The organism is Diaphorobacter sp. ED-3, from assembly GCF_027625375.1.
GTDB classification, from domain to species: Bacteria; Pseudomonadota; Gammaproteobacteria; order Burkholderiales; family Burkholderiaceae_C; genus Diaphorobacter; species Diaphorobacter nitroreducens.
Map to the genome: position 1 here is coordinate 455,635 of NZ_CP115182.1, position 21,107 is coordinate 476,741.

The 21,107-nt window shown below is 56.3% G+C and carries 16 protein-coding genes, 2 pseudogenes and 2 riboswitches; of the genes and pseudogenes, 12 read left to right on the forward strand and 6 right to left on the reverse strand.

The annotated features are described in order from the left end of the window. Positions 1 to 61: 61 nt before the first annotated feature. Both PCQ86_RS02240 and yczR read left to right on the forward strand, forming a co-directional pair. Positions 62 to 2,977 (forward strand): Tn3-like element IS1071 family transposase, encoded by a 2,916-nt coding sequence (locus PCQ86_RS02240; protein WP_003049965.1) that lies wholly within the window; start codon positions 62 to 64, stop codon positions 2,975 to 2,977. Positions 2,978 to 3,120: 143 nt separating this feature from the next. Beyond that, entirely contained in the window at positions 3,121 to 4,377 is a 1,257-nt protein-coding gene (gene yczR / locus PCQ86_RS02245; protein ID WP_256496993.1) for an aminotransferase-like domain-containing protein, read from the forward strand. Between the two features lie 18 nt (positions 4,378 to 4,395). Here yczR and PCQ86_RS02250 read toward each other — a convergent pair whose 3' ends face one another. Beyond that, on the reverse strand, positions 4,396 to 5,010 hold the full coding sequence (locus PCQ86_RS02250; protein WP_201969913.1) for a TetR/AcrR family transcriptional regulator: 615 nt from the start codon (positions 5,008 to 5,010) through the stop codon (positions 4,396 to 4,398). A gap of 89 nt (positions 5,011 to 5,099) precedes the next feature. Here PCQ86_RS02250 and PCQ86_RS02255 point away from each other — a divergent pair, with 89 nt between their 5' ends. The 7 genes from PCQ86_RS02255 to PCQ86_RS02290 all read left to right on the forward strand — a co-directional run bounded on the left by PCQ86_RS02255 (position 5,100) and on the right by PCQ86_RS02290 (position 14,589). After that, positions 5,100 to 6,020, forward strand: a complete 921-nt coding sequence (locus PCQ86_RS02255; protein WP_033996653.1) for a ketopantoate reductase family protein — start codon at positions 5,100 to 5,102, stop codon at positions 6,018 to 6,020. 43 nt (positions 6,021 to 6,063) lie between these two features. Next, positions 6,064 to 6,915, forward strand: a complete 852-nt coding sequence (locus tag PCQ86_RS02260) for an alpha/beta fold hydrolase (RefSeq protein ID WP_033996654.1) — start codon at positions 6,064 to 6,066, stop codon at positions 6,913 to 6,915. Beyond that, positions 6,915 to 7,892: a DMT family transporter gene (locus tag PCQ86_RS02265; RefSeq protein WP_033996656.1), complete on the forward strand. Its 978-nt coding sequence runs from the start codon at positions 6,915 to 6,917 to the stop codon at positions 7,890 to 7,892. The genes PCQ86_RS02260 and PCQ86_RS02265 overlap by 1 nt, the downstream gene beginning before the upstream one ends. A gap of 49 nt (positions 7,893 to 7,941) precedes the next feature. Next, positions 7,942 to 8,733 carry a LysR family transcriptional regulator gene (locus PCQ86_RS02270; RefSeq protein ID WP_030093064.1) on the forward strand — a complete coding sequence of 264 codons (792 nt, stop codon included), beginning with the start codon at positions 7,942 to 7,944 and terminating at the stop codon, positions 8,731 to 8,733. Positions 8,734 to 8,851: 118 nt separating this feature from the next. Then, complete coding sequence (locus PCQ86_RS02275; RefSeq protein WP_196996221.1) at positions 8,852 to 11,554, forward strand: Tn3 family transposase; 2,703 nt, start codon at positions 8,852 to 8,854, stop codon at positions 11,552 to 11,554. A gap of 1,070 nt (positions 11,555 to 12,624) precedes the next feature. Beyond that, a complete protein-coding gene (locus tag PCQ86_RS02285) occupies positions 12,625 to 13,587 on the forward strand; it encodes an IS5 family transposase (protein WP_046462844.1) in 963 nt (320 codons plus the stop codon). Between the two features lie 363 nt (positions 13,588 to 13,950). Beyond that, positions 13,951 to 14,589 carry a trimeric intracellular cation channel family protein gene (locus tag PCQ86_RS02290; RefSeq protein WP_092701314.1) on the forward strand — a complete coding sequence of 213 codons (639 nt, stop codon included), beginning with the start codon at positions 13,951 to 13,953 and terminating at the stop codon, positions 14,587 to 14,589. 117 nt (positions 14,590 to 14,706) lie between these two features. On the opposite strand, the gene PCQ86_RS02295 is transcribed toward PCQ86_RS02290, so the two are convergent. From PCQ86_RS02295 to PCQ86_RS02305, 3 genes and pseudogenes are all read right to left on the reverse strand, one after another. Beyond that, on the reverse strand, positions 14,707 to 15,981 hold the full coding sequence (locus PCQ86_RS02295) for a D-amino acid dehydrogenase (protein ID WP_044398507.1): 1,275 nt from the start codon (positions 15,979 to 15,981) through the stop codon (positions 14,707 to 14,709). Between the two features lie 61 nt (positions 15,982 to 16,042). Beyond that, a riboswitch (glycine riboswitch) is annotated at positions 16,043 to 16,155 on the reverse strand. Next, a riboswitch (glycine riboswitch) is annotated at positions 16,156 to 16,245 on the reverse strand. It abuts the riboswitch before it with no gap. 10 nt (positions 16,246 to 16,255) lie between these two features. Further along, positions 16,256 to 17,169 (reverse strand): annotated as a pseudogene (locus PCQ86_RS02300) (amidohydrolase); the annotation flags it as partial. 2 nt (positions 17,170 to 17,171) lie between these two features. After that, positions 17,172 to 18,002 (reverse strand): AraC family transcriptional regulator, encoded by an 831-nt coding sequence (locus PCQ86_RS02305; protein WP_044398509.1) that lies wholly within the window; start codon positions 18,000 to 18,002, stop codon positions 17,172 to 17,174. Between the two features lie 107 nt (positions 18,003 to 18,109). Here PCQ86_RS02305 and PCQ86_RS02310 point away from each other — a divergent pair, with 107 nt between their 5' ends. The 3 genes and pseudogenes from PCQ86_RS02310 to PCQ86_RS02320 form a co-directional block, all read left to right on the forward strand. Next, a complete protein-coding gene (locus tag PCQ86_RS02310) occupies positions 18,110 to 18,649 on the forward strand; it encodes a carboxymuconolactone decarboxylase family protein (RefSeq protein ID WP_044398511.1) in 540 nt (179 codons plus the stop codon). Between the two features lie 199 nt (positions 18,650 to 18,848). Then, positions 18,849 to 19,103 carry a hypothetical protein gene (locus PCQ86_RS02315; RefSeq protein ID WP_052521058.1) on the forward strand — a complete coding sequence of 85 codons (255 nt, stop codon included), beginning with the start codon at positions 18,849 to 18,851 and terminating at the stop codon, positions 19,101 to 19,103. A 108-nt stretch (positions 19,104 to 19,211) separates the two neighbouring features. Beyond that, positions 19,212 to 19,355, forward strand: a pseudogene (locus PCQ86_RS02320) (class II aldolase); the annotation flags it as partial. 533 nt (positions 19,356 to 19,888) lie between these two features. Here PCQ86_RS02320 and PCQ86_RS02325 read toward each other — a convergent pair. Both PCQ86_RS02325 and PCQ86_RS02330 read right to left on the reverse strand, forming a co-directional pair. Beyond that, complete coding sequence (locus PCQ86_RS02325) at positions 19,889 to 20,380, reverse strand: DM13 domain-containing protein (RefSeq protein ID WP_081770863.1); 492 nt, start codon at positions 20,378 to 20,380, stop codon at positions 19,889 to 19,891. An 8-nt stretch (positions 20,381 to 20,388) separates the two neighbouring features. After that, the gene (locus tag PCQ86_RS02330) at positions 20,389 to 21,090 is read right to left on the reverse strand and encodes a haloacid dehalogenase type II (protein WP_044398513.1); all 702 of its coding nucleotides are present in this window, start codon (positions 21,088 to 21,090) and stop codon (positions 20,389 to 20,391) included. Positions 21,091 to 21,107 lie beyond the last annotated feature (17 nt).

The window sequence follows — 21,107 nt, forward strand, 5'->3', positions numbered from 1 at the left end:
CATTGACTTTCCTGTTCGCTTTGTAAACGGGTATGGTGGCCTCCCACTTTTGAGGTTCACGATGCAGGGTTGGCACACAACGTTTTTGGGGATGCGTGGGCTCCCCCGCGATATCAGCGACTTCGAGATGAAGGCATTTTTCACCTTCGATGGTGCCGAGCGCGACGCAATCAATGCACGCCGAGGTGATTCCCACAAGCTTGGTCTGGCGCTCCATATTGGTTTCCTGCGCATGAGTGGGCGTTTGCTCGGTGCCTTTCGGGTAATTCCAGTAGCCTTGTGGCGCCACCTTGGCAACGAGCTTGGCATTGCAGCACCAGAAGTCGCCTCGCTGAGAGCCATGTATGAACGCGGGCGCACGCTATTCGATCACCAACAAGTAGCCTGCACGGTCCTTGGATTCCAGTGGATGAGCGAGCACCAGCGCCGCTCACTGGTACGTGAACTGCGCGACGAAGTGGCGCGCTGCGCCGACCGCGATCAGCTACTCGTGCGGGCGCGTCAATGGCTGTACAAGAACAAGCTGGTGATCGTGCACGAGCGGGCAATTCGGACACTGATTGCGGCGGCACTTGCCCAGCTTGAAGTTGAAACAGGCACCGCCATCGCCGCCAGCGTTGATCCAGCAACACTTGATCGCTGGCGAGCCTCAGTTTCAGAGCTGCGCCCAGATGGACAAACCCAGCAGAGTTGGCTATGGGCTGCACCGGCGAAACACTCAACCCGCCAAATCAGCGAGGTACTGGAGCGCATCGACCTGCTTTACACGCTGGACGTTCATAAGCACCTGGCAGACATCCCCGATCTCATCTTGCGCCGCTACGCGCGCCGACTTGTCTCCAGGCCGCCCTCAGCCGGAGCCAAGATCAAAGAGCCAGCGCGCACCGTGGAGGTCGCATGCTTTCTTCGGTATTGCCTGTTCACCACCACAGACCAGTTGATCCTTATGGTGCAGCGCCGGATCGCCGATCTGTGGCGTCAGGCTGCCGCCGATGTCCCCGCTACCGTCAATTGGGCCGCAATGTACAAAACGCTGCTCGGCGAACTTGTTGCCTTGAGCGCGCAAGGTGCGGTGCCAGATGCTGAGTTGCGTGCCCGTCTTGAAGCCTTGATCACCGAAACCCAGAAACGCAAACCACCGAGCAGGGCCTCCCTGGTCCGCGAGGGATTGATTGATGGAATTCGCCCCGTGCGGTCGTTGCTCGTCGCCATTGCAAAGCTGCCCTGGCAGGCCACCGGCGAGCATCCTGCCATCGAGTACCTTGCCAAGCTGCAAGCTTTATATCTCAAAGGATCCAGAAAGCTGCCAGTTGAAGTGGTGGCACCAAGTCTGGGAATGATCTGGCAGGTTTCGATCTCCAGCCCAGACCGGGAACGGGCGTTTCAGGCGTTGGAGGTGGCCACCCTGTTTGCCCTGCGCCGCGCGGTGCGCAATGGCTCGGTCTGGATTGAGCACAGCCTGAGCTTTCGGGGTCGTGCGCGCTTGTTCTTCACGGACGAGCGTTGGCAGGCAGAGTCCAAGAAACACTATGCCCGTCTATCGTTACCCAGCAAGGCTGCCACTTTCTTGAAGCCTTTGCTGGCCAGAGTAACTGCCGGTGTCGATGCGGTGGCCGCTGCAGCCCGCAGTGGCGTACTGCGCGTGGATGATGAACTCCATTTGTCGCCATTGCCCGCAGAGGACGAAGACCCAGAAGTGACCAAGCTGCGCGCGGCTTTGGATCACCGCATCGGTGAGGTTCAATTGCCGGAAGTGATTCTGGCCGTTGACGCCCAGGTGCGCTTTAGCTGGATCATGCTCGGACGTGAGCCGCGCTCTACCGACGAGCTGCTGATGGTCTATGCCGGCATCATGGCCCACGGCACCAGTCTGACTGCGGTCGAATGCGCGCGCATGATTCCGCAATTGTCTGCCACCAGCATTCGCCAGGCCATGCGCTGGGCGCGGGACGAACGGCGTCTGAGCCAGGCCTGCCAGGCTGTGCTGGAATTCATGCAGCGACACCCGATTGCCGCCACCTGGGGGCGGTCCGATTTGGCATCTTCTGACATGATGAGCATGGAGACCACCAAACGGGTGTGGCAAGCCCGGCTTGATCCTCGGCGCAACACACCTTCCATTGGAATCTACTCCCATGTAAAAGACCGGTGGGGCATCTTCCATGCGCAGCCCTTTGTGCTCAATGAGCGCCAGGCGGGCGTGGCCATTGAAGGTGTCATCCGCCAAGAAAAGCTGGAGACCAGCCAGCTTGCTGTGGATACCCATGGCTACACCGACTTTGCCATGTCACATGCCCGTTTGCTTGGTTTTGATCTTTGCCCGCGGTTGAAGGAACTCAAACAGCGCCACCTCTTTGTGCCACGCGGCACCAAAGTGCCCGCAGAAATCGCTGCGGTGTGCGAAGCCAATGTCGACGTCGCTTTGATCGAAAAGCATTGGGATAGTCTGGTGCACCTGGCAGCCTCGGTCATGAGCGGACATGCCAGTGCGGTGGCAGCTCTTGCGCGGTTCGGTTCTGCCGCCCAGGGCGATCCAATCTATGAGGCTGGCGTGCAATTGGGGCGGTTGCTGCGTACGGCGTTTTTGGCTGACTACTTTGTCAAGGACGCTTTCAGGAACGAGTTGCGCCGGGTGCTCAATCGGGGCGAGGCTGTTAACGCCCTCAAGCGCGCCATTTATACCGGCCGGATCAGCCCGGCGCAGGCCAAACGTGTCGATGAAATGCAGGCTGTGGCCGATGCGTTGAGCCTGATGGCCAACATCGTGATGGCGTGGAATACCTCACAGATGCAGGCGGTCCTGGATCGCTGGTCGAACCGCCGCCAGGTCATTCCACCGGAACTGATCGGGAAGATTGCGCCCACCAGGCTGGAGAGCATCAACTTGCGGGGTGTGTTTCGCTTCCCGGTTGACCGCTATGCTGACCAAATCCTGCCTTCGCGGCCAAATGCATCGATAACTGGCACCAATGGATGAAACCGACCACGGTTTGACGCCACGAATCGCAGATTTGAAAGTGAACAGGAAAGTCAATGAAATCAACGATCTACCAACACCACCTCCGCGCCAGTGCTAGCTTTTCGTACCGTCACTTATTGCACTGAAAACGAGGAGACCCCGTGTCGCGTGCATATGCCGCGCTGCGAGACAGCGGCTACGCTCACGCGACACAAGGTGCAGGAACCTTCACCGCCGTCCCCGGCGGGCGCGAACGAGCCCATGACCGTGTGCTTGCTCCGAAAGGTGTCGGCGAGGACTGGATCGACCTGAACTGCACTGCGGACTCGGCGCCCGCCGACGTAATGAGCGCCTACACAGCCGCGCTTTCGCAACTCCCCGCCTACTTGGGCGGTCACGGATATTTTCCGGGAGGCTTGCCGGTGTTGCAGGAAGCCGTTGCTGCGGCCTACGCGATGCGCGGACTGCCAACCACTCCTGACCAGATCGTGGTCACACCGGGTTCGCTGGCTGCCGCCAGCGTCGTGGCCCGCGCACTTGCTTCGCGTCGCACGCGCGCACTGGTCGAGTCCCCCACGTACCCCAATGCGGCCGAAGCACTGAGGGCATCCGGCGCGCGATTGCACGAAGCGCCATTGGATGCCCACGGATGGGACATCGCCGGCATCATGGAAACCGTGAAGCAAGTGAAGCCGGACTTCGTGTATCTCGTTCCCGATTTTCAGAACCCCACGGGTGCCGTCATGACCGCAGACCACCGCAAGCGATTGGGGAAGCATCTTCTTGCACACGCCGCGCTGCCCATCGTGGACGAAACGAACTACGCGCTGGCGTTGGATGGTCAGCAGATGCCGCCTCCGTTTGCGGCCTTCCATCCTAATGCGATCACGCTCGGCAGCATGAGCAAGGCGTTCTGGGGAGGATTGCGCGTGGGCTGGATTCGAGCCCCTCGTCACCTCGTCGAGCGCCTGACCAGGGCACGCCTATCTCTCGATCTTGGCGTGCCCGTTCTGGAGCAACTCGCGGCGACGCACCTGCTGCGAAGTGGACCGGCCGCTACCGGACATCTTCATCGTTTGCGACTACAGCGTGATGCACTGATCCACGCAGTAGAATCACATTTACCGGGCTGGCGCTTCGTCCCACCTGCTGGCGGGATGGCGCTGTGGTGCGAGCTTCCACGCCGAGGCGCAACCGCATTGGCCTCCATGGTGGCCGCCAACAATGTCATCATTTCGCCCGGCCCGGTCTTTTCCCTGGGGGGCGGGCTGGATAAATTCGTTCGCCTGCCTTGGACTCGGCCGGCAAACGAGTTGCAGGATGCCGTCGAGCGTATCGCCATCGCATGGCATCGCATTGAGCAACATGGCCACCACGGACATCCAACCCCCACACACGGGCGGTTCATCGTCGTCTAAGCGATGACCTCGGCTGATTCAGGCCTCGAATCCCAACGCCGTGAACGCATGCCGCGTGATCGCCTCCAGTGTGCGCCGGCTGGGCCGGGTCTTGGCCAGGACATTGAGTCCTTGCGTCGTGCATACGAGAAATACGGCCGCTTCGGCCGCATCGACGTCCCGCGATAGTTCTCCCGCTTGCTTTGCCCGCTCGATCGCGCCAGATAGGGCCGTTTCCAGCCTGGCCAGGTGGAGTTGGAAGGCTTCGCTGATCTGCGGATCATTCATGGCGAACTCAACGATCGAGTTCGTCACAAGGCATCCCCAGCGCCGTTTGCCGTCCAGCATCGCTTCGATGAGCGCCGCGTAGTAGTCGGCAATCCCGGCCCGACCGGACGGATTGCTGTTCAGGCGCGCGATCGTCTCTCGCGACATGGACGCCATGTAGCTCTTCAAAGCCTCGATGAAGAGGCCGTGCTTGTCACCGAAGGCGGCGTAGACGCTGCCCGGGTTGAGCCCGGTGACCCGGCAGATCTCCTGCATGCCAGCCCCGTCATAGCCCCGCTCCCAGAAGACGTCCACCGCGCTTTCAAGCACCGCATCGCGGTCAAAGTTTCGTACTCGGCCCATGGCTTTTGATGATTCATCAATCAAGAATTTTCACATGACTCAAGCATACATTGCCATGAAGACTTGTTGAAGCTAGAATCTTCTTGAATTCATATTCAATAATGGAGCCGTGGATGAAGATCGCGATCATGGGCACCGGAGGCGTAGGTGGTTATTTCGGAGCCAAACTGGCCCTCGGAGGCAACGACGTCAGCTTCATTGCCAGAGGGGCGCACCTGGCTGCCATCAAGTCCCAAGGCCTCACTGTGCGCAGTCCGCTAGGGGACATGCATGTCCCCACGCCCAGAGCAACCGACACGCCGTCGGACGTCGGGCCAGTCGATGTCGTTCTGTTCGGTGTCAAGCTTTGGGATACCGAGACGGCCGCCAACGCGATCAAGCCGCTGATCGGACCCGAAACGATGGTGATCTCCTTCCAGAACGGGGTGATCAAGGACGAATTGCTGAGAGCCACGCTCGGAGAAAAGCCGGTAGCAGGTGGCGTTTGCTACATCGCGGCAACCATCGCGGCCCCGGGCGTCATCGGTCATGCCAACAACCTGCAGAAGCTGGTCTTTGGCGAGTACGGCGGCCATCGCAGCGCGCGTATCGAGCGCTTCCATCGAGCCTGCATCCAGTCGGGGATCGACGCCGAGATCAGCGACGACATTGCCAGAGTGATCTGGGAGAAGTTCGTCTTCCTGGTTGGCCTGTCGGCGACCACCGCGTCCACACGGCGCCCGATAGGCGTGGTGCGCGGCAACCCGGCCTCCCGCAAGTTGCTCGAAGGCGTCATGCAGGAGGTGGTCGACGTCGGACGTGCTGAAGGCGTCAACCTCGCCACTGACTTTGCCCTGGACCGGCTTCGCTTCTGCGACCAACTGCCCGCCGACATGACTGCTTCCATGTTGCGCGACCTGGAACGCGGAAACCGGCTGGAGGTGCAGTGGCTCAGCGGCGACGTCAGCAGCAGAGGCCGGCGGCTCGGCGTGCCCACGCCGCGAAATTCAGTGGTCTGCGAAATCCTTGCGGTTCATGCGGACGGAGCGCAGTGAGTCATCAGTGATTGTTTCTGCCCTTTCAACATGAGGAAGTGCCATGAAAAACGAAATTCTTGAAAATGGCTTTCTTGACGTGGCCGGTCACCGCATCGCCTACACACGCCAGGGCCACGGGAGTGCCATCGCCCTTGTTCACGGCATTCCCACGAGCCGCCATCTTTGGCGCAACGTCATGCCGCTTCTCGCCGCATCAGGCCATGAAGCGCTTGCGATCGACCTTCTCGGTTATGGTGATTCCGACAAGCCTTCGGACGCGGAACTCGGAATCCAGGCGCAATCCGAAATCATCTTTCAGGCACTTTCGGCCCTGGGGTGGAAGCGCGCAACCATGGTGGGCCACGACATCGGAGGTGGGATTGCCCAGCTCGTGGCTATCAACCATCCCGAAATCCTTGATCGCCTCGTTTTGATTGACTCCATCCTCTATGACTCGTTTCCAGAGCCAGGAATTGCCCGCTTGAAGGAGCCGGCGTGGGACGAAATTCTTGGTGCACCGGACTTCGATCTGAGAAAGGGTCTGGCGAAAGGCTTTTCACGAGGCATGTTCCATACCGATCGGGTGACCGCTGAACTGGTCGAGGCCTATGAGCGTCCGTTCCGTGGCGTCGAAGGGCGGCGTGCCTACCTACGTGCGGCCCGGGCATTGAGGTCAGAGGAGCTTTCTTCGCGCATGGAAGACGTCGAGAAGCTGGCCCTGCCCACGCTCATCATCTGGGGGCTGCACGACACATTCCAGCCATTGCGCTTCGCAGAGCGTTTGGCAGGGAAGATGTCCAACGCCCAACTCCAGGTTTTTGATGACGCTGGGCATTTCCTGCCAGAGGATGTACCGGAAGCGCTGGCTTCCCGTGTCGCTGAATTTACAAGTACCCAGGAAGGAGCACGCTGATGGCGCGAAATGCCCCCGCTCCTGCATCCAGTCAGGCTGGCTTCCTTGTCACGCTTTTCGCATCGACCTTCTTGATGGGGTCCAGCTTCGTCGCAGGAAAAATCCTGCTACAGCAGGGCTTCACGCCGATGATCTTGGTCGGGTGGCGCTTCTTTGTCGCGGCCTTGGCGACCTTGCCGCTGGTGCTGGCCGGCGAGCGAAATATTGTGGCCGCGCTCCTGCCAGCCAAAGCAGGGCTGCGTGATGTTGCGCTGGTGATCCTGATTGGCTTGCTTCAGACAGCCGCCGTCATGGGGCTGCTGTTCTGGGCCATGCAGTTCATCTCCGCATCGACGGCCGCCATCCTGCTTTTCACCAATCCGATCTGGGTTGCTGTTCTGGGTCGCATCTTCCTTGGCGAAAGCCTGCACAGAGCGAGGCTCCTTGGGTTGCTTCTTGGCGTTGTCGGTGTTGCGCTTGCCATTGGTATCAGCCCATCCATGTTTTCTGGCGGGATGACCTTGGCTGGCGAAATCATCGGCATCGTCTCTGCGCTTTGCTGGGCAAGCGCGACGCTCATCAATAAACGGGCGGCATTGCCGTTCGCGCCTTGGGCCTTGAGTTTCTGGCAAATGCTGGTGGGTGCGATCGCCATTCTAGTCATCGCCTACATCAATGGCGAGCAATGGCCCGATAACGTAACGCGGGAGCAATGGGGATGGTTTCTCTGGCTTTCCATCCCTGCATCAACGGGCTCATTTGGCCTCTGGTTCGTGGCGCTTAAAAGAGGTGGTGCAACAAGAACCAGCGGATTTCTGTTCTTGGCTCCGCTGTTCACGGTCATCCTTGCGTATTTCATCTTGGACACGGAAATTTCCTGGATGCAGGCTGCTGGCGGAATATTGATAGGCCTTGCTTTATGGCTAGTCAACCGAGAACTGCCGGCAAGAAGTCGGCGCGAGAGGGCTGACGAGGTAATCGCTGAGGGCGAGCCGTGATGAAGATACGTTATTTCTGTTAGTCATCGGGTCACCGCAGCAGGCCAACATGGAAATTCGGCATTTGCGTTGCTTCGTAGTATTGGCGGAAGAGTTGCATTTCACCCGTGCTGCGGAGCGCTTGCATATTGAACAACCCCCTCTTTCGCGGGCCATCAAGGAGCTTGAGGACGAGCTGGGGGTCGTACTTTTCAATCGAAACCGCCGGGGGACGTTACTGACTGCAGCGGGTGCAGCCTTCCTGCAAGATGTCCGTCGGTTGTTCACCGTTCTGGATCAGGCGCGAGAGAACGCAAAGGCTGTTGCGGCAGGCTTGCGAGGTAGTCTGCGCATCGCGATATCCGACGGGGCCATCGACCCCCGACTGTCGGCGTTTCTTGCCCGTTGTCGTGCAGAAGAGCCGGAGGTCGAGATACGTCTATCAGAAGTGCCTTTGGCCGAGCAGTTGCGCGGCCTGCGCTCGGGCGATTTCATGATCGGGTTCGCACATACGGCCGACGTCGGCGACGGCGTTGTTGCCGAACCAATCTGGCAAGACCCGCTGGTGATCGCGGTGCCAGCCCGGCACGCATTGCTCGTCCACAAGGAGGTTCCACTCCACGAACTGGGAGGGCATCCGCTTGTCTTGTGCAACCCGCACGCATGCGAGGGCTATTGCCGCGAGCTGGGACGCCTCCTGCAAGCGGTGGAGCACAAGCTGAACGTCGTGGAGAAAGTGTCCTCGCTGGACATGATGCTTACCTTAGTCGGCGCAGGCTATGGCGTCGGCTTCATGACGGCGACCAAGATTCCGGTCTCCCAACGGCCGGATGTGGGGGTCTCCTCGTTTTCAGTGCAATAAGTGACGGTACGCAAAGCTAGCACTGGCGCGGGGGTGGTCTGGGTAGACCGTTGATTTCATTGACTTTCCTGTTCGCTTTGTAAACGGGTATGGTGGCCTCCCACTTTTGAGGTTCACGATGCAGGGTTGGCACACAACGTTTTTGGGGATGCGTGGGCTCCCCCGCGATATCAGCGACTTCGAGATGAAGGCATTTTTCACCTTCGATGGTGCCGAGCGCGACGCAATCAATGCACGCCGAGGTGATTCCCACAAGCTTGGTCTGGCGCTCCATATTGGTTTCCTGCGCATGAGTGGGCGTTTGCTCGGTGCCTTTCGGGTAATTCCAGTACTCGTGCGGGCGCGTCAATGGCTGTACAAGAACAAGCTGGTGATCGTGCACGAGCGGGCAATTCGGACACTGATTGCGGCGGCACTTGCCCAGCTTGAAGTTGAAACAGGCACCGCCATCGCCGCCAGCGTTGATCCAGCAACACTTGATCGCTGGCGAGCCTCAGTTTCAGAGCTGCGCCCAGATGGACAAACCCAGCAGAGTTGGCTATGGGCTGCACCGGCGAAACACTCAACCCGCCAAATCAGCGAGGTACTGGAGCGCATCGACCTGCTTTACACGCTGGACGTTCATAAGCACCTGGCAGACATCCCCGATCTCATCTTGCGCCGCTACGCGCGCCGACTTGTCTCCAGGCCGCCCTCAGCCGGAGCCAAGATCAAAGAGCCAGCGCGCACCGTGGAGGTCGCATGCTTTCTTCGGTATTGCCTGTTCACCACCACAGACCAGTTGATCCTTATGGTGCAGCGCCGGATCGCCGATCTGTGGCGTCAGGCTGCCGCCGATGTCCCCGCTACCGTCAATTGGGCCGCAATGTACAAAACGCTGCTCGGCGAACTTGTTGCCTTGAGCGCGCAAGGTGCGGTGCCAGATGCTGAGTTGCGTGCCCGTCTTGAAGCCTTGATCACCGAAACCCAGAAACGCAAACCACCGAGCAGGGCCTCCCTGGTCCGCGAGGGATTGATTGATGGAATTCGCCCCGTGCGGTCGTTGCTCGTCGCCATTGCAAAGCTGCCCTGGCAGGCCACCGGCGAGCATCCTGCCATCGAGTACCTTGCCAAGCTGCAAGCTTTATATCTCAAAGGATCCAGAAAGCTGCCAGTTGAAGTGGTGGCACCAAGTCTGGGAATGATCTGGCAGGTTTCGATCTCCAGCCCAGACCGGGAACGGGCGTTTCAGGCGTTGGAGGTGGCCACCCTGTTTGCCCTGCGCCGCGCGGTGCGCAATGGCTCGGTCTGGATTGAGCACAGCCTGAGCTTTCGGGGTCGTGCGCGCTTGTTCTTCACGGACGAGCGTTGGCAGGCAGAGTCCAAGAAACACTATGCCCGTCTATCGTTACCCAGCAAGGCTGCCACTTTCTTGAAGCCTTTGCTGGCCAGAGTAACTGCCGGTGTCGATGCGGTGGCCGCTGCAGCCCGCAGTGGCGTACTGCGCGTGGATGATGAACTCCATTTGTCGCCATTGCCCGCAGAGGACGAAGACCCAGAAGTGACCAAGCTGCGCGCGGCTTTGGATCACCGCATCGGTGAGGTTCAATTGCCGGAAGTGATTCTGGCCGTTGACGCCCAGGTGCGCTTTAGCTGGATCATGCTCGGACGTGAGCCGCGCTCTACCGACGAGCTGCTGATGGTCTATGCCGGCATCATGGCCCACGGCACCAGTCTGACTGCGGTCGAATGCGCGCGCATGATTCCGCAATTGTCTGCCACCAGCATTCGCCAGGCCATGCGCTGGGCGCGGGACGAACGGCGTCTGAGCCAGGCCTGCCAGGCTGTGCTGGAATTCATGCAGCGACACCCGATTGCCGCCACCTGGGGGCGGTCCGATTTGGCATCTTCTGACATGATGAGCATGGAGACCACCAAACGGGTGTGGCAAGCCCGGCTTGATCCTCGGCGCAACACACCTTCCATTGGAATCTACTCCCATGTAAAAGACCGGTGGGGCATCTTCCATGCGCAGCCCTTTGTGCTCAATGAGCGCCAGGCGGGCGTGGCCATTGAAGGTGTCATCCGCCAAGAAAAGCTGGAGACCAGCCAGCTTGCTGTGGATACCCATGGCTACACCGACTTTGCCATGTCACATGCCCGTTTGCTTGGTTTTGATCTTTGCCCGCGGTTGAAGGAACTCAAACAGCGCCACCTCTTTGTGCCACGCGGCACCAAAGTGCCCGCAGAAATCGCTGCGGTGTGCGAAGCCAATGTCGACGTCGCTTTGATCGAAAAGCATTGGGATAGTCTGGTGCACCTGGCAGCCTCGGTCATGAGCGGACATGCCAGTGCGGTGGCAGCTCTTGCGCGGTTCGGTTCTGCCGCCCAGGGCGATCCAATCTATGAGGCTGGCGTGCAATTGGGGCGGTTGCTGCGTACGGCGTTTTTGGCTGACTACTTTGTCAAGGACGCTTTCAGGAACGAGTTGCGCCGGGTGCTCAATCGGGGCGAGGCTGTTAACGCCCTCAAGCGCGCCATTTATACCGGCCGGATCAGCCCGGCGCAGGCCAAACGTGTCGATGAAATGCAGGCTGTGGCCGATGCGTTGAGCCTGATGGCCAACATCGTGATGGCGTGGAATACCTCACAGATGCAGGCGGTCCTGGATCGCTGGTCGAACCGCCGCCAGGTCATTCCACCGGAACTGATCGGGAAGATTGCGCCCACCAGGCTGGAGAGCATCAACTTGCGGGGTGTGTTTCGCTTCCCGGTTGACCGCTATGCTGACCAAATCCTGCCTTCGCGGCCAAATGCATCGATAACTGGCACCAATGGATGAAACCGACCACGGTTTGACGCCACGAATCGCAGATTTGAAAGTGAACAGGAAAGTCAATGAAATCAACGATCTACCAACACCACCTCCGCGCCAGTGCTAGCTTTTCGTACCGTCACTTATTGCACTGAAAACGAGGAGACCCCTGGTATGGCAACTTAGTGTTGGGTGAGGCCTATGGCGCGGGAGAGTTTCTGCAAGTTGAGAGCTACAAGAATTTAAGGCGATGGGCTAATGAAGTTCTTCAACGCCCTGCCGTCCAGCGTGGTCGAAAGGTCAACCGTACTTGGGGCAAGCTTTCAGATCAACTACACGAACGTCACGATGCAACGGACTTTGACCTCAAAACTCAAGACAAACTGGCACCTCCAAGTACCACTTGAAACGTGTGTGCTAAATGAACAAAAACCATGCTTCTAGATACCCCAATCTGTGATTTTGGCTGGCTGCTCCGGACTTCACTCTTAAGGCCCCCGATGGCTGGCGTTACCCCATAACGGTAGACAATTTCTATAGTATGAGTTGGAGTGAGTAGCACTTTGTACAGATCGATTTATGCAGCTTGCTTTTGGTCATCGACCGTGTAATAAAACGTGCAATGACTGAGAAAAATTGGTCTAAATAATGAGCTAAGTTTTAACCAGAGAACCTCTGATTAACAGAAAAACAGGCTCGTCAAAATCCCATATGAATCAATGACTTATTGGTGTTTTTGATAAACGTGTAATATTTCGTGTAATTGGGTCAAAAGTTGTGTTTCGCAACTTTTCCAAGGTTTAGTGCACTTTTGCTACGTTTGTGAGCCATCTTACTTCCCAAACGTTACACGTTACGAATAGCAAGCGAACTAAAACCTGTGGAAGTTCAAAGCTACATGGGAGGGGCGTCCAGATTCTGGACGGTTCAGCATTGAGTTGATCAACTTATTGGAGTTGAATAAGCAGGTCAATTTCCAGCGCAGGAGTAGATTTTGCAATTGGCGCTTTAAACAAGCAGGGGAAAAGTTAGGGAAATCCTGCAAAACTTCCCCCGATGTTTGGTAGGAGTCAGCAGGCGATGGCAATCTCACGGCCATGAAGCAAAGCAGCCTTGATCTGAGCCTGAGTACCAAGAAGACCCGCAAGCAGGAGCTTCTTGCCCAGATGGATCTGGTGGTTCCCTGGGCTGCGTTGGTCGAGCTCATCACGCCGTATTACCCCGAAGGCAAGAACGGTCGCCCACCCTTTGCACTGGAGACCATGCTGCGCATCCACTGCATGCAACAGTGGTTCACCCTGTCAGATCTGGCGATGGAAGAAGCCTTCTTTGACACCCCGATCTACCGAGAGTTTGCCCAGCTCGATGCCCATGGACGAATACCGGATGAGAGCACCATCCTGAGGTTTCGCCATCGGCTGGAGAAACATAAGCTGGCCGATCAGATTCTGGCCACCGTCAATGATCTGCTGGCAGCCCAGGGCTTGCTGCTCAAGGCCGGAACAGCCGTGGATGCCACCTTGATTGCAGCACCGAGTTCCACCAAGAACAAGGGCAGAAAGCGCGATCCAGAGATGCACTCCAGCCAAAAGGGCAACGAGTGGCACTTTGGCATGAAGGCCCATATCGGCGTGGACGCGGACTCTGGGCTGGTGCACACCGTCATCGGCACCTCGGGCAACGTGTCTGATGTGGTGGAAGGCAACAGTTTGCTCCATGGTCAGGAGACAGACGTCTTTGGGGATGCGGGCTACCAAGGCGCACACAAGCGCCCCGATGCCAGCAAAGACGTCACTTGGCATGTGGCGATGCGCCCAGGCAAACGCAAAGAGCTGGACAAAGAGAACAACCCCGTTGATGCGCTCATAGACCAAGTGGAGAAGATCAAGGCCAGCATCCGGGCCAAGGTGGAACACCCCTTCAGGGTGATCAAACGACAGTTTGGCTATACCAAGGTGCGTTACCGGGGGCTCAAGAAGAACACGTTGCAGCTCAAGACGCTGTTTGCACTATCGAACCTGTGGATGGTGCGCCACCAACTGCTGGCGGCGCAGGGATGAGTGCGTCTGCAAACAGGCCAGAGGCCGCAAAAGCGGCGCGAATGACCAGAAATGGCGTGAGAAATGGCGCGAAGACGCGAGCAAAACGGCTGCAATTGCGCCATCTAAAAAAACGGACCGGTAGCACTTACTAATCCGAGTTGTTCAGGACATCCTTAGACGCTTTGCTTAGTGCGCGAATCAAAAAAATTTTTTTGAGACCATGCACTGACATCGAACTGTGACAGCCCTAATTATTCGAGCTCAATTTTTAAAGTCGAACTGTTGTAGACCAGTAGCCTATAAAATTAAAAACGTGGAATTTACAGTGCGATTGAATTTGCTTTAGCTATGAAAACTTTAAATTGGTGACATAAATTTTCAATGTATTTACTTCAATCATGGGGGGACACCCTACATTTGATAGTCGAGTTGTTAGCGACCGCTGCATTTGCGTTGTCTGGACTGATGAAAGCTGCGGGTAAAAAGCTCGATGCGGTGGGCATTTGTGTTGTGGCTTTTCTGGCAGCTTTTGGAGGTGGCACCTTGCGCGACTTGCTGCTTGATCAACGCCCGTTTTTTTGGGTGCAACATACCGAAATGCTTTGGGGCGTATTGGCCTTGTGCGTATTTGCTATGGTCTTCATGCGACAGCGGCATTTTGAAGTAACTGAAAGAACAATACTCTGGCCCGACGCGCTGGGCTTGGGACTATTTACTGCGACGGGAGTTCACCTCGCCTTGCAGTCACTCATGCCGCCAGTAGTCGCCGTCTTAATGGGCCTGATCACGGGTGTTTTTGGTGGTGTGCTGCGTGACATGGTTTGCAATGAAATTCCCACGGCTTTCAAAGACCACCGCCCCTACGCGGTGTGTTCTTTTGCTGGTGGCTGGACTTACGTGGTCCTTTGGACATTAGATGCTCCAGACTGGATGGCCTTACTGGGGTGCTTATTTGTTACTGTGTGCCTTCGCGCACTGGCACTGTGGCGCAACTGGCAACTGCCGGCTTGGCGGGCTTGAATGTTAAAAAACTATAACCAATGATGAGGTTGTTTAATTTTTTAGAAAATCACCAACTAAGTTAAGAAAAAAAGCAGTAGAGAGCCGCAAGACCCCTACTGCTTATTATTTTGAACTCTAAATGTTGCCAGCAGCAACTGCATGCAAGTTCATTGAATATCCTGATTTCTTTGCTGCAGCTTTGACGATGGTGTCTGACACCAGCTCAGCTGTCACGGCTGATAACGTCCAACCCAAGTGCCCATGCCCGGTGTTGTAAAAAACATTGGGAGTTCTACCTTGACCCACCCGAGGCATCATGTTGGGCATCATAGGGCGCAAGCCTGCCCAAGGCACTACAGAGCGTGTGTTAACGCGGGGAAAACATTGTTCCACCCATTCAATCAATGGGCGGATGCGGTCTGCGCGAATGTCACGGTTCACGCCATTGAATTCGGCAGTGCCTGCAACGCGGAAACGGTTGAGGCCTAAGCGGCTGGTGACCAACTTGGTTTCGTCATCCAGTAAGCTCACGGTGGGGGCACCCAATTGACTTTCTTCATCGTTCAAGTTGACGGTGATGGAGTAGCCTTTGACGGGGTAGATGTTCACGCGATCGCCTAGCTGAGCTGCAAAGTCACGGCTGCCCACTCCTGCACACACCACCACGCTATCAAAGGTATGCAGGCTTGGGGTGGCGTCTTGTTGTGTCACGGTGATGACAGCTTGTTGGCCATCGCTTTGAATCGACGTCACATCTTGACCATACAGCGTGTGCACGCCGAGTCGTGATGCCGCATTTGCTAGTCCATTGGTGAATTTGTGAATGTCTCCCGTGGAATCGCTCTCAGTGAAGTAGCCACCGTAGTAGGTGCCTGCCAATGTCGGCTCGATGGCTTTCATTTCAGCTGGGGTCACGGCATAGCGAGGTAGGCCCCCCTTGGCCAGCATGACTGACACTTTGCCTGCATGGTCGAACCCTTTTTTGTCACGGTAAATGTGCAGGATGCCTTCCTTCTTCAGGTCGAAATCAATGCCTTCTTCCTGCGCCCAAGTAAACAAGTGTTTGCGGGCTGCGACTGCTAAGCGAGCTGTCTCAACCGTGTTGCGCTCGTAATGGGGCATCGCAGCAATGAACTCTGCAAACCAGGAGAGTTTGTGCCACGTAGGTGCTGGGTTGACCAGCAGCGGCGCATCACTTTTGAGCATCCACTTTAGCCCTTTGAGGATGGTGGACCAATGCGTCCAAACTTCTGCATTAGATGCAGAGAGTTGCCCTCCGTTTGCGAATGATGTTTCCATCGCAGCATAGCGATGGCGTTCAAACAAGGTAACGGAAAAGCCGCGTTTTGCCAAGGCATAAGCTGTTGTGACGCCCGTGATGCCGCCGCCAATAACTGCGATTGTTTTCATAGTGAATGAGCTTTCAAAAACGTCAAAGTGTTGAGCACCAACAAGCCCTGTGCATGGCTGGTGCACCCCCTCTGTTTAGAACCTGAGAGATTCGTGGTCCATCGTGTTCAATGCAACCACTTGCTCCTGCGGTGTGCCGGGTGACTAAGACCAGCAACTCTTCAGAGATATCAACGATTCAAACCGGTCCTTTTGCCTGAGAGTTTCCGGGGTGGTTGCTCCTTCGGCGTCGCGATTTAACGCGATCTCTCCCGATCTGAATTTCATAAAAAAACTACGCCAGAAAGCGCTCAGTCAACGCGACCCAGAACGCAGCACCCACAGGTATGTTGCGGTCTTCAAAATCGTAATTGGGGTTGTGCACCATGCAGGCCCCGTGACCTCCGTTAGTTGCATCGCCATTCCCGATGAATAGATAGCTGCCTGGCACTTTGTCGAGCATGTAGGCGAAGTCTTCACTGGCGGTGAGCGGTTCAGTTTGGAGCACCACGTTATCTGCGCCTACCAACGCCACCGCCACTTCGCGGGCTATTCCCGTCTCAATAGGGGTATTGACCAGCACCGGGTAACCGGGCAAAAACTCGACTTTTGCGGTCACGCCAAAACTTTTCGCCTGTAACTCAACGAGCTCCACAATGCGATTGCGCAACAACTCTCGCACATCCCGATCCAGCGCCCGTACGCTAAGCTTTAACGTGGCGTTTTGGGGGATGACGTTGTTGACCACACCCGACTGAAAAGAGCCGACCGTGATCACGGCCATGTGCAGTGGGGGTACGTTGCGTGAAACGATGGTTTGTAGCGCCATGACAATTGCCGAACCCGCAACGACCGGGTCAGCACTCTGGTGCGGCATGGCACCATGGCCGCCTTTACCTTCAATGTGCACCAGAATGTTTTCGCTGGACGCCATGGTTGCGCCTTCGCGCAATAACAACTGACCTGGCCGAAAGCCCGGCAGGTTGTGCATGGCAAAGATTGCGTCGCAGGGGAAGCGGTCAAACAGGCCGTCTTCAATCATCTTGCGCGCCCCCCCAAGCTTTCTTCAGCGGGCTGAAAGATCAAATTCAGCGTGCCATCAAACGTGGTGGACTTTGCAATATGTTCGGCCGCAGCCAGCAGCATTGCGGTGTGTCCGTCGTGGCCGCAGGCATGCATCAAACCCGCATGGCAACTGGCATGGGGCAGCCTCAGTCCTGATCGGTGTGCGTTTGCAGCCAGGCAAGTGGCGGCATGCCGACGCGGTGGGTGAAAGCGCGGGTAAGCGCTACAGCGCTGGCGTAACCCACCATGGGCGCAATGGACTTGAGCGGCTTGCCTCGTTTGAGCAAACCCTTGACTACTGTGATGCGCCAGGCCGTGAGGTAGTCGAGCGCGGTCAGGCCCGACACCTCTCGAAAGTGATTGGCAAAGCGTGCGCGCGACATGCCTGCGGTTTCGGCCAACGATTCCAGCGTCCATGCATGGCCGGGCCGGTCGTGCATGGACGTGACCGCTTTGGACAAACGTGGGTCGCCCAGCGCCGCCAGGATGCCGGTGGTGACCGATGAAATGTCAAGCAGGTGGCGCAGCAACAAGATGAGCAGGTATTCCATCAACAGGTCCAGCGCAGCTTGCCGACCACACTTTTCGTCAAAGGCTTCCTGGAACAACAGGTCCAACGCGGGTGAAAGACTGGACGACTGGTTCAGCGGAATCACCAGCACCTCGGGCATGGCAGAGATCAGCGCGCCTCGGGCCTCGTCGCCCAGATCGACAGACGCACACACCAGGTCAACACCGTCGGCGCTATCGGGCACCAGCCGGTGGGCAGAACTCTGCGGGAAAAACAACAAACTGGGCTCTTCAACCCTGCTGGCGCGCCCATGCCGGTCGATCACGCTCATGGTGCCCCTGCGCATCAAATGCACATGGCCCACATGAGCTTCGGCCTCAAAGGCGGAGATCTGGCACAGGTTGCCCGAATAGAACACGCGTGCGCTGGGCACCGAGCGGGCAAACAAAGGTGAAAGTCGGTCCATGGCGGCGCTTGATACTTTGGGTATGCTTTCTTGTACTTTCAGTGATTATACGTATCGCACAATTCACTGGTGCATGTCGCACAGCCATTCAAAACGAGAGTTTCACCATGACACGTATCGCACCTGTATCACTTGCCCAAGCCGACGCCACCACCCAAGCCACCCTCAACGGCGTCAAGGCCAAGCTCGGCATGGTACCCAACCTGTTTGCCACCTTCGCCCAGGCTCCAGCCGCCCTGAACGGCTACCTGGCTTTCTCCGACGCACTGAGCAAAGGCCGCTTGAGCGCCGCCCAGCGCGAGTTGATCGCATTGGCCGTGGGCCAAACCAACGCTTGCCAGTACTGCTTGTCTGCACACACCCTGATCGGTAAAGGTGCTGGTTTGTCGGAAGCAGCCATCCGCGCAGCCCGAAGCGGCACCGCCGAAGGCGAACAAGACAAGGCCTTGGTTGAGCTGGCCATCAAAATCGTCCGTCAGCGTGGCGTGTTGGCCGACAGCGATCTGGCCGATGCCGCAGCAGCGGGTGTGGACCATGGCCTGGTCATCGAAGTCACCGCCAACGTGGCCCTCAACGTGTTGACCAACTACACCAACCACATTGCCGACACCGACGTCGACTTCCCAGCCGTGCCAGTCGCCCTGTAAAGCCCAGCCTCGCTGACAAGCGGGGAACGCCAACGGCCACCTCCTGGTGGTCGTTGGCGCAGGTGGCCGTGTTGCTCCTGTTGGCACACAGATGGCCTTCACTCCTGCGGCCAAGCTCGCCCTCATTGACGGCAACAACTTCTACGTCTCCTGCGAACGCGTCTTCCAGCCCTGGCTGCAAGGCCCTGGGCATCAAGTTGTGCGCGCCTTATTCCAGCTGCGCGAGTCATCCATCTCCTCGCTCATCCCCACCATGCCCCAAGGCAAACCAGCGGGCGTGCCCTGCGTGCAACTTGACGAACAAATGCGCTGCAAAGTTTTTGGGCAACCCGAACGGCCCGCGATGTGTGGGCAACTGCAAGCGTCGGTGGAGATGTGTGGGGATGTGGCCGATGGCGGGGTGCACGCCCGGGCTTGGCTGATGCGGCTGGAGGAATTGACGCGGCCGGGGTGAGTGCGGCCTCATCGTTGGCAGCCCTTTACGCCCAGTCACCAACAAGTCATCCCCCCGCCCCGCTTGCCGCTAAGCTGAATCCCTTTTGCTGACCTGCGGAGCACAGCCATGGCGTTTGAGATTCCTTCCTTAAAAGATAGCGTTCACCCCGATGAATGGCAGCTGCGGCTGGGCTTGGCCGCGTGTTACCGGCTGGTGGCGCTGTATGGCTGGAGCGATCTGGTGTTCACCCACATCAGTGGCGTTACCCCATAACGGTAGACAATTTCTATAGTATGAGTTGGAGTGAGTAGCACTTTGTACAGATCGATTTATGCAGCTTGCTTTTGGTCATCGACCGTGTAATAAAACGTGCAATGACTGAGAAAAATTGGTCTAAATAATGAGCTAAGTTTTAACCAGAGAACCTCTGATTAACAGAAAGCCAGGCTCGTCAAAAATCCATATAAATCAATAATTTATAGGCAAAAACGATAAACGTGTAATAAACCGTGTAATAAGCCAAAAGTTACATAATGTAACTTTTCTGAGGTTTAAAGCACTTTTGATGTGTCCTATAGCATTTTACTCGGCAAATGATGAGCCAATCAAAAGGCAATCAAACTAGGAGCCAAGGGAAATCAAGGTTTGGTGCAGTAGTGAGACGAAAGTAGGGTGCATTGATCGAGTTCAATTTCGGGAGTCGAACTCAACGAAATGAGAAGCATACGAAGTGAAAACCGTGGAATTGACTGTGCGATTGCTCGCACTTCATATGCTGCTCATTAATTTCTTGTCTGATCAACTTACTTTGCTTGCCGTAAATCTGCCGAACCGATGTATTCTTTGAACTGCTTGCACCAAATTAGCACACTCGTTACGTCTTCTGGGTTTTGCGTTGGCAGGAGATAGAAAGCGGCACCATTAGGCTTTTTAAGCCGGCTAACTTCAATTTGTTGAACGCTAAATTCATCGTTGTCCTTGATGGCAGATTTGCTACTGATGTAGACATGGTAGTCAGGGCCTGGGCTGGATCTAAAGTTCTCGCTTGATTGCAAAAATAATTGATTTCCTACCTTTATGACAGACCACTCGCCAGAGGAGTTGTGGATTAAATCCTGCCCCTTTGCTGTTTTGTCAATCTGTCCTCGTTTGATGAGTTCGCCTTCGATTTTTTGGTGATCGTCAAATCGCACTCTTAGGTCTTGAGCATGACCACGAATTGCATCTAGCAGCTGTGCATTTGCATTTGGCACTGTGCAAAGAAGTATGAAACTTAAAAGTAGATGAAATTTCATAGCAATGATTACTCCGCTAGCTCCAACGAGTGAAGGACTGACTTGAGATCTGGCCCGGAATAATGCGGGCGAGGTGTCAAAGCCTCAAACGGCAAACCTTGTCGATTGACCCAGTGCGTTGTAAAGCCAAACCAAGTAGCACCTAGTGCATCCCATGCATTGCTTGATACGAACAGAATTTCATCTTTGTTTACGGGAATCGTCTGTTGCACAAGTCCATAGCTTTCGGGCGATGTCTTGAAAAGGCGTATTGAATCTACTGATATGACTTGATCTAAGACATCTTCCATGCCCGCGCTCTTGACAGCTGATGCCAGCATGTCCACGCTGCCATTAGAGAGGATGGCAGTCGTAACACCACTAGCTTTGATTTTCTGAAGGACTGCCAAATTTTCAGTAAACGGGGTCAGGTGAGCGTATTGCTGCATCAGTTTTTCTACCTGATCCGATTCACGATTTAGTTTCAGTCTGTCTAGGGTGTACTCCAATGACAGGCGTGTCAGCTCCCAAAATGGACGGAAGTATTGACTGCCAGATGCGTTGTGCGGATCAGACTGCGTAATCAACCTTGTGTACTCAATTTGCTTGTCGCGCCACTTCACCGCAATGTCAGCCCCATGGCTTGGGTAGAGCTCTTCAGCTAATACTTGGATGGAGTAAACATCAAACAATGTGCCGTAAGCATCAAAAACAACTGCTTTTATAGTCATGAAAATTTCCTAGTTGG

Excerpts from the sequence above, each read along its gene's own strand:
- PCQ86_RS02240 (WP_003049965.1), top strand. The coding sequence starts at position 62 with ATGCAGGGTTGGCACACAACGTTTTTGGGGATGCGTGGGCTCCCCCGC.
- PCQ86_RS02255 (WP_033996653.1), top strand. The coding sequence starts at position 5,100 with ATGAAGATCGCGATCATGGGCACCGGAGGCGTAGGTGGTTATTTCGGA.
- PCQ86_RS02260 (WP_033996654.1), top strand. The coding sequence starts at position 6,064 with ATGAAAAACGAAATTCTTGAAAATGGCTTTCTTGACGTGGCCGGTCAC.
- PCQ86_RS02265 (WP_033996656.1), top strand. The coding sequence starts at position 6,915 with ATGGCGCGAAATGCCCCCGCTCCTGCATCCAGTCAGGCTGGCTTCCTT.
- PCQ86_RS02270 (WP_030093064.1), top strand. The coding sequence starts at position 7,942 with ATGGAAATTCGGCATTTGCGTTGCTTCGTAGTATTGGCGGAAGAGTTG.
- PCQ86_RS02275 (WP_196996221.1), top strand. The coding sequence starts at position 8,852 with ATGCAGGGTTGGCACACAACGTTTTTGGGGATGCGTGGGCTCCCCCGC.
- PCQ86_RS02285 (WP_046462844.1), top strand. The coding sequence starts at position 12,625 with ATGAAGCAAAGCAGCCTTGATCTGAGCCTGAGTACCAAGAAGACCCGC.
- PCQ86_RS02290 (WP_092701314.1), top strand. The coding sequence starts at position 13,951 with ATGTATTTACTTCAATCATGGGGGGACACCCTACATTTGATAGTCGAG.
- PCQ86_RS02295 (WP_044398507.1), bottom strand. The coding sequence starts at position 15,981 with ATGAAAACAATCGCAGTTATTGGCGGCGGCATCACGGGCGTCACAACA.
- PCQ86_RS02305 (WP_044398509.1), bottom strand. The coding sequence starts at position 18,002 with ATGGACCGACTTTCACCTTTGTTTGCCCGCTCGGTGCCCAGCGCACGC.
- PCQ86_RS02310 (WP_044398511.1), top strand. The coding sequence starts at position 18,110 with ATGACACGTATCGCACCTGTATCACTTGCCCAAGCCGACGCCACCACC.
- PCQ86_RS02325 (WP_081770863.1), bottom strand. The coding sequence starts at position 20,380 with ATGAAATTTCATCTACTTTTAAGTTTCATACTTCTTTGCACAGTGCCA.
- PCQ86_RS02330 (WP_044398513.1), bottom strand. The coding sequence starts at position 21,090 with ATGACTATAAAAGCAGTTGTTTTTGATGCTTACGGCACATTGTTTGAT.